This window comes from Kocuria cellulosilytica, from assembly GCF_040981245.1.
Classification (GTDB): Bacteria; Actinomycetota; Actinomycetes; order Actinomycetales; family Micrococcaceae; genus Kocuria; species Kocuria cellulosilytica.
The window spans coordinates 1-15,056 of the sequence record NZ_JAVFWZ010000011.1; the positions used below are offsets into that span (position 1 = coordinate 1).

Annotated in this window: 12 protein-coding genes and 1 riboswitch; of the genes, 8 read left to right on the forward strand and 4 right to left on the reverse strand. The window is 74.1% G+C overall.

Features of this window, described 5'->3' with window-relative positions; all coding sequences use genetic code 11:
• Positions 1 to 125: 125 nt before the first annotated feature.
• The 3 genes from ligA to RCG67_RS14560 all read left to right on the forward strand — a co-directional run bounded on the left by ligA (position 126) and on the right by RCG67_RS14560 (position 4,500).
• Complete coding sequence (ligA, locus tag RCG67_RS14550; RefSeq protein WP_368827301.1) at positions 126 to 2,480, forward strand: NAD-dependent DNA ligase LigA; 2,355 nt, start codon at positions 126 to 128, stop codon at positions 2,478 to 2,480.
• Between the two features lie 2 nt (positions 2,481 to 2,482).
• Positions 2,483 to 3,322 (forward strand): inositol monophosphatase family protein, encoded by an 840-nt coding sequence (locus tag RCG67_RS14555; RefSeq protein ID WP_368827303.1) that lies wholly within the window; start codon positions 2,483 to 2,485, stop codon positions 3,320 to 3,322.
• A gap of 455 nt (positions 3,323 to 3,777) precedes the next feature.
• Positions 3,778 to 4,500 carry a transglycosylase family protein gene (locus RCG67_RS14560; RefSeq protein WP_438612679.1) on the forward strand — a complete coding sequence of 241 codons (723 nt, stop codon included), beginning with the start codon at positions 3,778 to 3,780 and terminating at the stop codon, positions 4,498 to 4,500.
• Between the two features lie 120 nt (positions 4,501 to 4,620).
• On the opposite strand, the gene RCG67_RS14565 is transcribed toward RCG67_RS14560, so the two are convergent.
• Positions 4,621 to 5,169, reverse strand: a complete 549-nt coding sequence (locus RCG67_RS14565; RefSeq protein WP_368827305.1) for a hypothetical protein — start codon at positions 5,167 to 5,169, stop codon at positions 4,621 to 4,623.
• Positions 5,170 to 5,307: 138 nt separating this feature from the next.
• On the opposite strand from RCG67_RS14565, the gene gatC reads away from it, so the two are divergent.
• The 4 genes from gatC (at position 5,308) to RCG67_RS14585 (ending at position 10,037) form a co-directional block, all read left to right on the forward strand.
• A complete protein-coding gene (gene gatC / locus RCG67_RS14570; RefSeq protein ID WP_058873452.1) occupies positions 5,308 to 5,604 on the forward strand; it encodes an Asp-tRNA(Asn)/Glu-tRNA(Gln) amidotransferase subunit GatC in 297 nt (98 codons plus the stop codon).
• A gap of 4 nt (positions 5,605 to 5,608) precedes the next feature.
• The gene (gene gatA, locus RCG67_RS14575) at positions 5,609 to 7,255 is read left to right on the forward strand and encodes an Asp-tRNA(Asn)/Glu-tRNA(Gln) amidotransferase subunit GatA (RefSeq protein ID WP_368827307.1); all 1,647 of its coding nucleotides are present in this window, start codon (positions 5,609 to 5,611) and stop codon (positions 7,253 to 7,255) included.
• Positions 7,255 to 8,769 carry an Asp-tRNA(Asn)/Glu-tRNA(Gln) amidotransferase subunit GatB gene (gene gatB / locus RCG67_RS14580; protein ID WP_368827308.1) on the forward strand — a complete coding sequence of 505 codons (1,515 nt, stop codon included), beginning with the start codon at positions 7,255 to 7,257 and terminating at the stop codon, positions 8,767 to 8,769. The genes gatA and gatB overlap by 1 nt, the downstream gene beginning before the upstream one ends.
• A gap of 155 nt (positions 8,770 to 8,924) precedes the next feature.
• Positions 8,925 to 10,037, forward strand: a complete 1,113-nt coding sequence (locus RCG67_RS14585; protein WP_368827309.1) for an NAD(P)/FAD-dependent oxidoreductase — start codon at positions 8,925 to 8,927, stop codon at positions 10,035 to 10,037.
• Positions 10,038 to 10,123: 86 nt separating this feature from the next.
• Here RCG67_RS14585 and RCG67_RS14590 read toward each other — a convergent pair whose 3' ends face one another.
• Together RCG67_RS14590 and RCG67_RS14595 are read right to left on the reverse strand one after the other, a co-directional pair.
• On the reverse strand, positions 10,124 to 10,930 hold the full coding sequence (locus RCG67_RS14590) for an alpha/beta fold hydrolase (RefSeq protein WP_368827311.1): 807 nt from the start codon (positions 10,928 to 10,930) through the stop codon (positions 10,124 to 10,126).
• Between the two features lie 96 nt (positions 10,931 to 11,026).
• Positions 11,027 to 13,198: a S9 family peptidase gene (locus tag RCG67_RS14595; protein WP_368827312.1), complete on the reverse strand. Its 2,172-nt coding sequence runs from the start codon at positions 13,196 to 13,198 to the stop codon at positions 11,027 to 11,029.
• Positions 13,199 to 13,339: 141 nt separating this feature from the next.
• On the opposite strand from RCG67_RS14595, the gene RCG67_RS14600 reads away from it, so the two are divergent.
• Positions 13,340 to 14,119: a CPBP family intramembrane glutamic endopeptidase gene (locus tag RCG67_RS14600; RefSeq protein WP_368827314.1), complete on the forward strand. Its 780-nt coding sequence runs from the start codon at positions 13,340 to 13,342 to the stop codon at positions 14,117 to 14,119.
• A 36-nt stretch (positions 14,120 to 14,155) separates the two neighbouring features.
• Here RCG67_RS14600 and RCG67_RS14605 read toward each other — a convergent pair whose 3' ends face one another.
• Positions 14,156 to 14,794, reverse strand: a complete 639-nt coding sequence (locus RCG67_RS14605; protein WP_058873459.1) for a VOC family protein — start codon at positions 14,792 to 14,794, stop codon at positions 14,156 to 14,158.
• A gap of 142 nt (positions 14,795 to 14,936) precedes the next feature.
• Positions 14,937 to 15,052, forward strand: a riboswitch (SAM riboswitch).
• Positions 15,053 to 15,056: the final 4 nt, after the last annotated feature.

A 15,056-nucleotide genomic window follows, 5' to 3' on the forward strand; every position in this document is an offset into this window, starting at 1 on the left:
CATCGCCCGAGATCTCTACCGGCTGCTGGAGCACCAACCCAACCCGGCTTGACGGACGATAGGAGCGTCCCGCCGCGGCGGGGCGGAGCGAGGACCACGCCCGGCGCGTGGGCCACAATGGTCGGGTGAGCCCACAGCAGAGGACAGACGCCCCACCCGTCGACGCCACCGGCCAGGACCTCAACCCCGCCCCGCCCAGCGAGGACCTCAAGGAGCAGTACGCGGAGCTCGTGGACCGGGTGCGCGCGGCCCGGACCGCCTACTACGTCGAGGACGCGCCGACCGTCTCGGACGCCGAGTACGACGAGCTCTACCGGCGGCTCGAGGAGATCGAGGCGCTGAACCCGGAGCTCGTGGCCAACGACTCGCCCACCCAGGAGGTCGGCGGCGAGGTCTCCGCGGCGTTCACGCCGGTGACCCACCTCGCGCGGATGTACTCCCTCGAGGACGTCTTCTCGATCGACGAGCTGACCGCCTGGCTGGAGAAGACCACCGCCTCGATCGAGGCGCTGCCGGACGCCCCCGGCTCGGCGTGGCTCACCGAGCTGAAGATCGACGGCCTGGCCGTGAACCTGCTCTACCGCGACGGCGAGCTCGTGCGGGCCGCGACCCGGGGCGACGGCACCACGGGCGAGGACGTCACGCACAACGTGCGCACCATCGCGAGCATCCCCGGCACGCTCACCGGCGAGGACGTCCCCGAGGAGGTCGAGATCCGCGGCGAGGTGTTCATCTCCTCGAGCGACTTCCGCTCGCTCAACGAGGCGATCGTGGCCGAGGGGCGCGCGCCCTTCGCCAACCCCCGCAACGCCGCGGCGGGCTCGCTGCGGCAGAAGGACCCGGAGGTCACGGCCCGGCGCCGGCTGTCCATGTACGTGCACGGGGTGGGCGCCGCCACGGGCCTGCACGCCGACACCCAGTCCGAGGTCTACGGGCTGCTCGAGCGGTGGGGCCTGCCGGTCAGCCCGTACTACAAGGTGCTGCCGTCCACGGAGGACGTCCTCGCGTTCATCGAGGAGTTCGGCCGCCGCCGCCACGACCTCATCCACGAGATCGACGGCATCGTGGTCAAGGTCGACGACCGCCGCACCCAGTTCCGGCTGGGGCACACCTCGCGGGTGCCCCGCTGGTCCGTGGCCTACAAGTACCCGCCCGAGGAGGTGCACACGAAGCTCAAGGACATCCTGGTCAACGTGGGCCGCACCGGGCGGGTCACCCCCTACGGGCTCATGGAGCCGGTGCGGGTCGCCGGGTCCACGGTGGAGATGGCCACGCTGCACAACCAGGACGTGGTGAAGGCCAAGGGCGTGCTCATCGGCGACACCGTGGTGCTGCGCAAGGCCGGGGACGTGATCCCCGAGATCGTGGGCCCCGTGGTGGCGCTGCGGGACGGCACGGAGCGGGAGTTCGTGATGCCCACGCACTGCCCGTCCTGCGGCACGGAGCTGCGCCCGGCGAAGGAGGGCGACGTCGACATCCGCTGCCCCAACGCCCGCAGCTGCCCGTCCCAGCTGCGGGAGCGGGTCTTCCACGCCGCCGGCCGCGGGGCGTTCGACATCGAAGCGCTCGGCTACGAGGCCGCCCTCGCCCTGACCCGGCCCGACGAGCCGGAGGACCCGCCGCTGACCAGCGAGGCGTTCCTCTTCGACCTCACGCCCGAGGACCTGCGCGAGGTCCGGATCCGGCGGGAGAAGCGGTCGCGCGGCACGCCCACGGGCGAGACCGAGCTGGTGCCGTACTTCTGGACGAAGGGCACGGCCAAGAAGCCGTCCGAGCCCACGGCCACCACCCGCAAGCTGTTCGAGGAGCTCGAGAAGGCCAAGGCGCAGCCGCTGTGGCGCGTGCTCGTGGCCCTGTCCGTCCGGCACGTGGGCCCGACCGCGGCCCGGTCCCTGGCCACCGCGTTCGGCTCGCTGCCGGCCATCCGCGACGCCGACGAGGAGACGCTGGCCCAGGCCGACGGCGTGGGACCCGTGATCGCCGCGGCCCTGACCGAGTGGTTCGCCGAGCCGTGGCGCTGCGAGATCGTGGAGCGCTGGGCGGCGGCGGGCGTGCGCATGGTGGACGAGGTGGACGAGTCCGTGCCCCGGACCCTCGAGGGCACCACCGTGGTCATCACCGGCACCCTGGAGCGCTTCAGCCGCGACTCCGCGAAGGAGGCGGTGCTGGTGCGCGGGGGGAAGGCCTCGGGCTCCGTGTCGAAGAAGACGCACTTCCTGGTGGCGGGCGAGAGCGCCGGCACCAAGCTGGACAAGGCCGAGCAGCTCGGCGTGCCCGTGCTCGACGAGGCCGGCTTCGAGCGGCTCCTCGCCGAGGGGCCGGAGGCGTTCGCCGGTGTCCCCGACAGCTCGGAGGTCGGCTCCGCGGACAACGGCGCGGACGGCACCGGGGAGAGCCCGGGAAGCGGCGCCGGGAACAGCACGAGGAGCAGCACGGGAAAGAGCGCGGGAAACAGCGCGGACGACGAGGACGGGGCCTGAGCATGGGACGGCACGACGACGCGCTGGAGGGCCTCGGCCCCACCGGCGCCCACCTGGAGGAGCTGCTGGAGCTGGCCCTGGCGGCGGCCGAGGCCGGGGCGGAGGTCCTGCGGGGCCGCGACGCCGACCGCCTGGGCGTCACCGGCAAGTCCGGCGAGGGCGACTGGGTCACCCGCTTCGACGTGGCCGCCGAGCAGGCCGTGCTGCGCACCATCCTGGACCGGCGCCCGCACGACACGGTCACCGGCGAGGAGTCCGGCACGCACCGGCCGGAGCACCCCTCCGGGATCCGCTGGTCGGTGGACCCCCTCGACGGCACCACCAACTTCATCCGCGGCATCGTCTACTACTGCACCTCCGTGGCCGCCGCCGACGCCGAGGGCAACTGGCTCGTCGGTGCCGTCAACGCCCCGGCCCTGGGCCGGACCTACTTCGCGGTGCGCGGCGCCGGGGCCTGGGTGGAGGCGGACGGGACGTCCCGCCGGCTCGAGGGGCCCGTGCCGGGCCGGGCGGGCCGGATCTACGGCACGGGCTTCTCCTTCGACGCCGACCGGCGCGAGCGCCAGATCCCGGCGTTCCTGACCACCATGCGGCAGTACGCGGACCTGCGGCGCCTGGGCTCGGCGGCCCTGGACCTGTGCATGGTCGCGGACGGGACGCTGGACGGGTACGGCGAGCAGGGCCTGCACGAGCACGACTGGGCCGCGGGTGCGCTCATCGCCGAGGAGGCCGGGGCGCTGGTGAGCCGTCCGGAGCTGCCCTCCCCGGCGGCGGGCGAGGTGCCGGCGGCCGAGCGGCTCGCGGCCTGGATCACGGCCCGCGAGCGCGGCATCCCCGGCTGAGACCGGGGGCCGGCGCGGCCCCGCCCCGGTGTGAGATGCCTCTCGTAACTTGACCGAGATCAAAAAGTTGCCATAGCGTGATCTTCGAAGCGTTCTTCCCGAGGCATGTCCTCCGCTTCCGGAACGCGAGTTCCGCTCACCGGTGCCCATCACGGACCGGCACCCCGTACCGGCCGATCGTGTGTGATACCTCACGGAGGCCCGGAAGGGGTAGCGCAACGAAAATCGTTACGCTATCGTGATAAACAGCTTCCCCGAGGATTCCTCCGGGGATCCGGTGTGCCCGGGCTCCGATGTCCGGCACGCCACCAGATCATGCTAGGTGCTGCCGTAACACCGCACGTCGTCTATAGGGCAGACACCTGTGAGCACTTACCCACAACACCTTCACGGGTAGACGACGGCGCGAAGACATCCGGGGACGGAAACGAGCGCAGGTGGCCTCAGGGAGCATCATGACCAACGCTTTCGCTGTTCGTCGCAACGTCCGTCGCGGTGCCGCCGCCCTGATCCTCGGCGGAACCGCCGTGGGCGCCATGGCCCTCCCGGCCAACGCCGCCCCCGCCTCCACCTGGGACGCCCTCGCCGAGTGCGAGTCCGGTGGCAACTGGGGCATCAGCACCGGCAACGGCTTCTCCGGTGGCCTGCAGTTCACCCCCTCCACCTGGGCCGCCTTCGGTGGCCAGGGCGCCCCGCAGGACGCCTCCCGTGAGCAGCAGATCGCCGTGGCCGAGAACGTCCTCGACGGCCAGGGCTGGGGCGCGTGGCCCGCCTGCTCCGCGAAGCTGGGCCTCACCGGCTCCGCCGCCCCCTCCGCCAACCCGATGGGCGCCGGGGCCGTGACCCCGCAGTCCGTCGAGGCCCCGGCCCCGATCGAGGCTCCGGCTCCCGCCCCCGCGCCGGCCGCCGCTCCGGCTCCCGCGCCGGCCGCCGCCCCGGCGCCGGCCCCGGCTGTCGCCCAGGCCCCCGTCGTCGAGTACGTGGCCCCGGCCGCCCCCGTGGCCCCGGCCGCCGTGTCCGGCGAGACCTACACCGTGGTCGCCGGCGACACCCTCGGCTCGATCGCCGACAAGCTCGGCATCGAGAACTGGGAGGACCTCTACGAGGCCAACGCGGACGTCATCGCCGACCCGAACCTGATCTTCCCGGGCCAGGTGTTCACCGTCCCCGTCGTCTGATCCCCACCAGGATCTCTCCTGCGCGGCCGTGCCGCGCAGCGGGCACGCGAAAGGGCCCCTCCCACCGGAGGGGCCCTTTCGCGTGCCCGGCGAGCGCCGGGGGAGGCGCGGCGGGTGCGCTCAGGTCCACAGCCACGGGTCGGCGGGCTCGACCGCGGCGTCGCCGAAGCTCACGGAGCGCTCCGCGCCCTTGACCCGGTAGGGCTGGATCACGAGCAGGGACTCGCCCTCCCGGTGCTGCGTCTCCATGGCCACGGCGGTCTGCCCGGACCGGTCCGGCAGGGTCACCGGGAAGGCGACCGCGGCGCAGAGGACGTCGTCGCGCAGCTCCACCGCCCGCGCCCGCAGGGCCTCGAGGGCGGCCTCGGGGCTCAGCTCCTCGGCCTGCTCGGCCGGCAGGCTGTCGAGCTCGTACTCGCCGTCCTTGCGGGCGGTCACGAGGAAGGCGGGGAACGCCCCGTGCCGGCCCAGCTGCTGCTCGGCCACGGCCTGGACGTGGGCCACCACCGTGTCGATCGTCGCGGCGGCGTCCTTGCTGACCCGCTGGCGCCACGCGTTGGCGGCGTCCGTGGCGGACGTCGCGCGCGCGGCCCGGCCGGTCCGGGCGCCGGGGCGCCGGGTCTTGGCGCCGCGGTCCTTCTTCGTGCGGGCGGGGGTGCTCTTGGCCATGTCCGGGTGCTCCTGTGCGGTGGTCGGTGCGTCCCTCCAGGGTATGCCCCTGCGGGGTCCCCTCCGGCCGGGAAGAAGGGGAGTGCCGCGCGGCTAGACTGGACCGGAAACCACCCCCGATCACGAGCAGGAGCGCGCATGTCTGCGATCACCCGCGAGCAGGTCGCCCACCTGGCGAAGCTCGCGCACATCGAGATGACCGAGGAGGAGCTGCGGTCCATGGCGACGGAGCTGGACCTCGTCGTCGACTCGGTGGCGTCCGTCAGCGAGGCCGCCGGACCGGACGTCCCGGCCACGAGCCACCCCATCCCGCTGCAGAACGTCTTCCGCGAGGACGTCGTGGGGGAGACCCTCACCGCCGAGGAGTCGCTGCGCAACGCGCCCGACGCCGCCGAGGGCAAGTTCAAGGTGCCCGCGATCCTGGACGAGGAGTAGTCGCATGACCAGCACTGGAACCCCCCAGGGCGTCGTCGGTCTCTCGGCCGCCGAGCTCGCCCGGCAGCTCGCCGCCGGGGAGACCACGTCCGTCGACGCCGTCCGGGCCCACCTGGACCGCATCCGGGAGACCGACGGCGCCCCCGCCGACCCCGCCGACCGCAGCCGCGGGAAGACCGGACTCAACGCGTTCCTGCACGTCAACGCCGAGGAGGCCCTGTCCGTGGCCGCCGAGGTGGACGCCGCCCGCGCCCGCGGCGAGGAGCTGCCCGAGCTGGCCGGCGTGCCGATCGCGGTCAAGGACCTCATCGTCACGGAGGGCCAGCCCACCACCGCCGCCTCGCGGATGCTCGAGGGCTGGATGAGCCCGTACGACGCCACCGTGACCCGGAGGCTGCGCGCCGCCCGGATGCCGATGCTGGGCAAGACGAACCTCGACGAGTTCGCCATGGGCTCCTCCAACGAGCACTCCGCCTTCGGCGACACGGCCAACCCGTGGGACCTGTCCCGGATCCCGGGCGGCTCCGGCGGCGGGTCCGCCGCGGCCGTGACCGCGTTCCAGGCGCCGCTGGCCCTGGGCACCGACACCGGCGGGTCCATCCGCCAGCCGGCGGCCCTGACCGGTTCGGTCGGGGTCAAGCCGACCTACGGAGGTGTCTCGCGCTACGGCGTGATCGCCATGGCCTCCTCGCTCGACCAGGTGGGCCCCGTGGCGCGCACGGTGCTGGACGCCGCGCTGCTGCACGAGGTGATCGGCGGGCACGACCCGCGGGACTCCACGTCCCTGCCCGGCCCGGTCGGCGACCTCGCCGCCCAGGCGCGGGCCGGCGCCGCGGAGGGCGGGCTGGCCGGCCTGCGCGTGGGCGTCGTCAAGGAGCTCACGGGCGAGGGCTTCCAGCCCGGCGTCCAGCAGCGCTTCCAGGAGGCCGTGGAGCTGCTGCGCTCCGCGGGCGCCGAGGTCGTGGAGGTCGAGACCCCCCACTTCAAGTACGCCCTGGGCGCCTACTACCTCATCATGTCGTCGGAGGTCTCCTCGAACCTCGCCAAGTACGACGGCGTGCGCTTCGGCCACCGCGTGCTGCCCGAGGACGGGCCCCTGACCATCGAGCGCGTGATGGGCGCCACACGGGCCGCCGGCTTCGGGGCCGAGGTCAAGCGCCGCATCATCCTGGGCACCTACGCGCTGTCCGCGGGCTACTACGACGCCTACTACGGCTCGGCGCAGAAGGTCCGCACCCTCGTGCAGCGGGACTTCGCGGCCGCGTTCGAGCTGGTGGACGTGCTCGTCTCCCCGACGGCCCCGACCACCGCGTTCGAGCGCGGCGCCGTGGACGAGTCCGCCGACCCCATGCAGATGTACCTCAACGACATCGCCACCATCCCCACCAACCTGGCGGGGGTCCCCGCGATCTCCGTCCCCGGCGGCCTCGCGCCCGAGGACGGGCTGCCGGTGGGCATCCAGTTCATGGCCCCCGCCCGCCAGGACGCCCGGCTCTACCGCGCCGGCGCCGGCCTGGAGGCCCTGCTCGAGCAGCGCTGGGGCGGGCCGCTCTGGCAGGACCTGCCGGACACCGCCGCCCTGGTCCGGGACCTGGCCGGCGCCCCCGCCGCGTCCGATCTGTCCGCACCCGTCCGGGGAGGAGCCCGCTGATGAACCGGAGCACCGAAGAGGTCCTGTCCTTCGACGAGGCCATGGAGAAGTACGACCCCGTCCTGGGCTTCGAGGTCCACGTGGAGCTCAACACCCGGACCAAGATGTTCGACGCCGCCCCCAACGTCTTCGGGGACGAGCCCAACACCAACGTCACCCCGGTCTCGCTCGGCCTGCCGGGCGTGCTCCCCGTGGTGAACCGGGTGGCGGTGGAGTCGGCGATCAAGCTCGGTCTCGCCCTGGGCTGCGAGATCCGCCCGGTCTCGCACTTCGCCCGGAAGAACTACTTCTACCCGGACACCCCCAAGAACTTCCAGACCTCCCAGTACGACGAGCCGATCGCCGAGAACGGCTCCGTCGACGTCGAGCTGGAGGACGGGACCGTGTTCACGGTCGAGATCGAGCGGGCGCACATGGAGGAGGACGCCGGCAAGCTCACGCACATGGGCGGCGCCGCCGGGCGCATCCAGGGCGCCGACTTCTCCCTGGTCGACTACAACCGCGCCGGGGTCCCGCTCATCGAGATCGTCACGAAGCCCATCGTGGGCGCCGGCTCCCGGGCTCCCGAGCTGGCCCGGGTGTACGTGACCCTGATCCGGGAGATCGTGAAGAACCTCGGCATCTCGGACGCGAGGATGGAGCGCGGCAACGTCCGCTGCGACGCCAACGTGTCCCTCATGCCCAAGGGCGGGGCCACGTTCGGCACCCGTTCGGAGACCAAGAACGTGAACTCCCTGCGCGCCGTGGAGCGCGCGGTGCGCTTCGAGATCCAGCGCCACGCGGCGGTCCTCGACTCCGGCGGCACGATCGTGCAGGAGACCCGGCACTGGCACGAGGACACCCGCTCCACCACCAGCGGGCGCCCGAAGTCCGACGCCGACGACTACCGCTACTTCCCGGAGCCCGACCTCGTGCCGGTCGTGACCGACCACGAGTGGATCGAGCGGCTGCGGGCGGAGCTGCCGGAGCCCCCGGCCGAGCGCCGGAAGCGGCTGAAGTCCGACTGGGGGTTCTCCGACGAGGAGTTCCGGGACGTCGTCAACGCCGGGGTCCTCGACGAGATCGAGCAGACCGTCGCGGCCGGCGCCGCCCCGGCCGCGGCCCGCAAGTGGTGGATGGGCGAGATCGCCCGCCTGGCCAAGCAGCGGGAGGTGGAGATCGCCGAGCTCGGGGTCACCCCGCAGCACGTCGTCGAGCTCAACGGGCTCATCGAGGCCGGGAAGATCAACGACAAGCTCGCCAAGAAGGTCCTCGGCCACGTCCTGGACGGCGAGGGATCGCCCGCGGAGGTCGTCGAGCAGCGCGGGCTGGCGGTGGTCTCCGACGACTCCGTGCTGACCGCGGCGATCGACGACGCCATGGCGCAGATGCCCGACGTCGTGGCGAAGGTCCGGGCCGGCAAGGTCCAGGCCGTCGGGGCCCTCATCGGCCCGGTCATGAAGGCCACCCGCGGCCAGGCCGACGCCGGCCGGGTGCGGGAGCTGATCCTGGAGAAGCTCGGCGTGCAGGGCTGACGCCCCCGCCCGCGGCGGGCCCGCGCGCCGCGCCCGCACACCGCGAGGGGCCGTCTCCGGCCGGAGCCGCACGTGCACTCCGGCCGGAGACGGCCCCTCGCCGTGCGGCGGGGCCGCGGAGGCGGCCCGGCCGCACGGCGTGCGAGCATGGGCGCATGGACCGTGCATGCGACGTGCTCATCATCGGCGGCGGCATCGCCGGACTGTCCCTGGCCTCGGAGCTGGCGGACCGGCGGGGGAGCGGGGAGGGGCTCGCCCTCGTGGAGGCCGAGCCCGACCTGGCCCACCACACCTCCGGGCGCTCGGCCGAGCAGCTGATCCCCAGCTACGGACCGGCGCCCGTCCGGGAGCTGACCGGGGCCACCGTGGCCCGCCTGCTCGACCCGCACCCCGCCCCGCCCCGGCCCCTGGCCTGGCCCAGCCGGATGGTCCTCGTGGGCACCGAGGAACGGCTCCGGGCCGAGGCGGCCCCGGGGACCCGGGCGCTGTCCCGTGCGGAGCTCGTGGAACTGTGCCCCGAGCTGGCCTGCTCCCCGGCGGACGCGGTCGAGGCCGGGCGCCTCGACAGCACCTCCGTGCGCACCGACGCCCGGGCCCTCGTCGCGTGGCACCGTGACCGCGCCGCGGCGGCGGGCGCGCGGCTGCTCACCGGCGCCCCGGTGACCGCGGCGGAGCCCGACGGCGCCGGCTGGCGAGTCACGGCCGGCGCCCACCGGCTGCGGGCCCGGCAGGTCGTGGTCGCGGCGGGCGCCTGGGCGGACGAGGTGGCGGGCCTGTTCGGCGCCGCCCCGCTGGCCCTGCGCCCGCTGCGGCGCACCGCGGCCCTCGTGCGGCTGGCGAAGCCGCTCGCCGCGGACCACCCCATGGTCGTCGCCGCGGACCACGGCTGGTACTACCGGCGGGCCGGGGAGGGCGCGCTCGTCTCCCCGTCCGAGGCCGTGCCCAGCGAGCCCTGCGACGCCCAGCCGGTGCTCGAGGACGTCGAGGACCTCGTGGCGCGGCTCAACGCCACGACCTCCCTGGGGGTCACCGGGATCGAGCGGGCCTGGACCGGGCTGCGCACCGAGGCCCCGGACGGCGTGCCCGTGTGCGGCTTCGACGTCGCCGTGCCCGGGCTGCTGTGGCTCGCGGGCCAGGGCGGCTACGGCTTCCAGACCAGCTCCGCCATGGCCGGGGCCGCCGCGGACCTGCTCCTCGACGGGACCGTGGGCCCGTGGTGCTCCCGGGAGACCGCCGCCGCGCTGGACCCGCTCCGACTTCGTCGCTGAGCCGAGCGGGGAGGGTCCCCTCCCGGAGCGGCGCGGGAACCGCAGCTGCCCGTGCACGCCGGGCACAGTCCTGCCGGGCGTGTCCGTCAGCGGCCGAGGCCGTCCACGAAGCGCACCAGATCGGTGACGACGCGCTCCGGCCGCTCCCACGTCACCAGGTGACCGGTGTCCTCGTAGACGATCAGCCGAGCTCCCGGGATCGCCGCGACCAGCGCATCCGTGTGCTCCCGGGAGAGCAGACCGTCGCACGCTCCCCAGAGGACCAGGGTGGGGGCGGCGATCGTCCCGGCGTCGGTCGGAGGACGGGCGGCGGACAGGCCCTCGAGGGAGCGCTGCCGCACGCGGGCGGGGACGGCCGCGCCGTGCCTGATGCTCTCCTCGACGTACCACTGCGGAACCGGCTGGACGGTCGGGAACCAGCCCAGGAACTCCCGGACCCAGGCGGGGTCGACGGGGTCGCTCAGTCCCTCCACCTCGTCGGCGAACGGCGCACGGCCCTGCAGCGAGCGGGGCGAGCCCACCAGGACGAGGCCGAGCACCCGGTGCGGATGGTGGAGAGCGACCTGCTGGGCGACGTACCCGCCGCTGGACGAGCCCAGCAGGACGGCCGACCTCAGGCCCAGAGCGTCCAGCAGCGCCACCACGTCCGCGGCGAGGTCCGGCAACCCGTAGCCGTCCTGCGGCCGGTCGGCCTCCCCGTGGCCGCGCTGATCCGGGGCGACCGCACGCACGGTGGCGGGCAGCAGGGGGAGCAGCCGGGAGAACTCCCGGTGGGACTCGCCCCAGCCGTGGAGCAGGACGACCGGTGTCGCGCCGGCCGGACCCGTGGCGACCCAGGACACGGTTACGCCCGTGGCGAGGAGGGAGCGGTGGACGGGCAGGTCGTTCCCCATGCCCCGCAGTCTATGCCGCCACGAGCCACCCCTCCCGGCGGTGCGGGCGGTCCCTGCCCCGGCCACCGCTCCCGCGGGCGGGGCGGAACGGCGCGGTCAGGCCCCGGCGAGGCCCATCCGGTCGAGCACCCAGGCGTACTCCCAGGCCGTGTCCTTCCACTGGGAGTACCGGCCGGAGGCGCCGCCGTGGCCCCCGGCCATCTCGCAGCGCAGCAGCACCGGCTCCCCGGAGGTCGAGGCGCCGCGCAGCGCGGCCACCCACTTGGCGGGCTCCACGTAGAGCACCCGGGTGTCGTTGAGGCTCGTCACCGCGAGCACCGGGGGATAGGGGAGCTCGCGGACGTTCTCGTAGGGGGAGTAGTCGCGCATGTACCGGTAGACGTGCGCGTCCTCGATGGGATTGCCCCACTCCTCCCACTCGAGCGCCGTGAGGGGCAGGCTCGGGTCGAGGATGGACGTCAGCGGGTCCACGAACGGCACCGCGGCCAGGGCGCCGCAGTACTTCCCGGGGGCGAGGTTGAGCACGGCGCCCACCAGCAGGCCGCCGGCGGAGCCCCCCATCACCAGGATCCGCCGCTCGTCGACGTCCGGGCGGGCGGCGAGGTGGTCGGTGACCGCCACGTAGTCGGTGAACGTGTTCGTCTTGTGCAGCTTCTTGCCGTGCTCGTACCAGGTCCGGCCGAGCTCCCCGCCGCCGCGCACGTGCGCCACGGCCCACACCACGCCGCGGTCCAGCAGGGACAGCCGCGAGATCGAGAACGCGGGGTCGGTGCTGTGCTCGTAGGAGCCGTAGGCGTACTGCAGCACCGGCGCCGGCACGGCGGGGTCGAGGTCCGCCCGGCGGATCAGGGAGACGGGGATGCGGGTGCCGTCCGCCGCGGCGGCCCAGTCCCGCTCGACCGTGTAGTCGGCGGGGTCGTAGCCGCCGAGCACCGTGGCCTCGCGGCGCAGCAGCGGCTCGGCGGGCAGGGCGTCGTCGTCCCCCGTGGCGCCCGCCACGAAGACGTCGTAGACGCGCGGGGGCGTCGTGAAGGACGTGTGGGACAGCCGCACCACGGGGGCGTCGTGCTCCGCGGCGGAGACGCTCGCCGTGTAGAGCTCCTCGGCGAAGGCCGGCTCCACGGGGTCGGCCTGGCCGGCCGTGCCCAGGCCGGCGAGCGGGAGCAGCCGGACCCGCAGCGTGGTGTCCGCCCGGACGGAGACCACCAGGTGGGTGGCCGTCACGGCGCAGCCGTTGACCCGGACGGTCTCCGAGGCCGGCACGACGTCGCGCAGGGCGACCTCCGCGATCGGGCGGCCGAGGTCGGCCGGGTCCATGAGGGAGATCCGGGAGTTCGGGGCCTCGTGGTCGTGGGTCAGCAGGATCTGCTCCCGCCCGTCCAGCAGCAGGGGCTCCGCCTCGTAGAGCACGCGGTCGGTGCGGGGGAGCACCACCCGCAGCGGCGCCGCGGGGTCCGCGACCGGCTGGAGGAGCTGCTCGGAGAACTCGGAGCACATCGCCTCGACCACGATCCAGCGGCGGTCCGCGGACAGGCCCGCCCCGAGCCACAGACCGGGGTCGGCCTCCTCGTGGACGACGACGTCCTCGGCCACCGGGGTGCCCAGCTCGTGCCGGCGCAGCTGGTGCGGGCGCCAGGACTCGTCCACCACCGTGTAGTACACGGCGCGGGCGTCCGGGGTGAGGAAGGAGCCGTAGAAGGTCCCGGGGATCTCGTCGGCGAGCAGCGCTCCCGTGGTGAGGTCCCGGATCCGCAGGGTGAAGCGCTCGTCGCCGGTGACGTCCTCGGCCCAGGCCAGCAGCTCCCCGTCCTCGGAGACGTCGAAGCTGCCGAGGGAGTAGAACTCGTGCTTCGCGGCCTCCGCGTTGGCGTCGAGGAGGATCTGCTCCCCGGTCATGGGGGTGCCGGCCTCGACGACGGGCGGGGTCCAGTCGGCGACGACGTCCCCGGTGCTCACCGCCGGGACCCGGCAGAACACCTGGTGCGCGCCGCCCTCCACCGTGCGGGCGAAGTACCACCAGGCGCCGCGCCGGCTGGGCACGGACAGGTCGGTCTCCTGGGTGCGGTCCTTGATCTCCCCGAAGATCATCTCCCGCAGCCCCGTGAGGTGGGCGGTGGCGGACTCCGCGTACTCGTTCTCCGCGGCGAGGTGGGCCAGCACCTCGGGGGAGTCCTTGTCCCGCATCCACTCGTACGGGTCGGAGAACACGTGGCCGTGGAAGGCTCGCTCGACGGGCTGCTGACGGATCTGCGGGGGAAGGACAGTCATGGTCCCCATCCTAGGGAAGACGTCCCGGGGAGCGGACGGGCCGGGACATGTGGTGCGGGCCGGGCGGTCCGGGAGCCGCCCCGCCCGGGTGCCCGGCCCGGCTGCCCGGCCGGGCACCCGGGCCGGTGCCACAATGGCCGGATGAGCACCCCGGCCCACCTGCACCCCCGCCCGCCGGCCTTCGGGTCCACCCGCGCCGACCTGTGGCTGCAGGTGCTCCTGGTGCTCGGGGTCTCCCTGGGCGCCTCGGCCCTCTACGCGGTGCTCTCCCTCGCCGAGGACCTCGCCCGCGGACCGCTGTCCGAGGCGCAGGCCACGATGAACCCGCCGCTGAGCCTGCAGCCTCTCTTCGACCTGCTGCGCCAGCTCACCGGCATCGCCCTGGACCTGGTGCCGGTGCTGCTGGCCCTGTACCTGCTGGCCGGCTCCGCCGGAGCGCTGGGCACGGTCCGCCGGCGGATCGGCCTCGACGCCCGCATGCCCGTTCCGGACCTCGGCCTGGGCACCGTGCTCTTCCTGCTCATGGGGCTGGGGACGCTGGTGCTCTACGCCGCGGGCCGGGCCCTGGGCGTCACGGCGCAGGTCAGCACGTCCGGGCTCGCCGAGCACTGGTGGACGGTTCCCGTGCTGCTGCTCTCGGCCGTGCGCCACGCCCTGGTCGAGGAGGTCGTGGTCGTGGCGTTCCTGACCGACCGGCTCACCCGCATCGGGTGGAGCTGGCCCGTGGTGCTGGTGGTCACGGCCCTGTTCCGCGGCAGCTACCACCTCTACCAGGGGATCGGGCCGTTCCTCGGCAACGTGGTGATGGGCCTGGTCTTCGCGGAGCTCTACCGGCGCACCGGCCGGGTGATGCCCCTCGTCGTCGCGCACTTCCTGCTGGACGCCGTGGGCTTCCTCGGCGCCGCCCGGCTGCTGGGCTGACGCCCGGGGGCCGGACCCGTCCGGCGGCCCCGGGACTCAGATGGTGACGGGGCCGTCCGGGGTGCTGAAGGTGACGGAGAGCACCCCGGGGGTGCCCTCCGGATAGCGCCAGTCGACCTCCAGGTCCTCGAGCGCGGTCTCCACGGGGGCGCCCAGCCACTCGGTGACCCGGTCCGGGGCCCCGGCGATGCACATCCCCGCCAGGCCCACGTCCGTGATCCGCGCCTGGGAGGGGTGCATCTCGGGGTCGGACTCGAAGTGCACCATGAACGGCAGCTGGGGGTCGGCGATGAGGCCCTTCACGCCGATCTGACGCCACTCGAGGCACCGGCCGTCCGGGAACACCCGGCAGCCGGGGACGGAGGACCGGCCCAGGCGCTGCTCGAAGGGGGCGAGGTCGTCGACCTCCACGACCCAGCCCAGCCAGCCGCCGCCCGCCTCGGAGCGGGCGCGCACGGCCTGGCCGAACGGCGCCTTCACCGCGGCCGGGTGCTCGAGGACCTCGACGACCTCGACGTACTGGTGGTTCGTGAGGGGGAGGATCATGTTGCGGGTGCCGAAACGGGGGTGCACCCCGCCCTTGACCGGCTCGATCCCGAGCTGGTCGGCGATGCGCTCGGTGGTGGCCGCCAGGCCCTCCGGGCGGCAGGCGTAGGACACGTGGTCGACTCTCATGGGCTCATCGTGGCACCGTGTGAGTTTCGTCTCCAAATCGGTCCGCGGCGCACCCGGCGCGGTGCACCCGGCCCCCGCCGCCGGGCGTCACGCCCGGGCCCGGCTTGACGCCGTGTCGTCCGGATCCGGAGAATGCTGTCTAGGTCATGAGCGCCAGCGTCCAAGCCCCAGCTAGCTGGCCGGCAACCCTCCACCGCGGTGGGGTGCCCTGGGTGAAGACCAGGCTCCTCGCGACCGGCGAGCGAGCAAGCGCGGGTCCCCG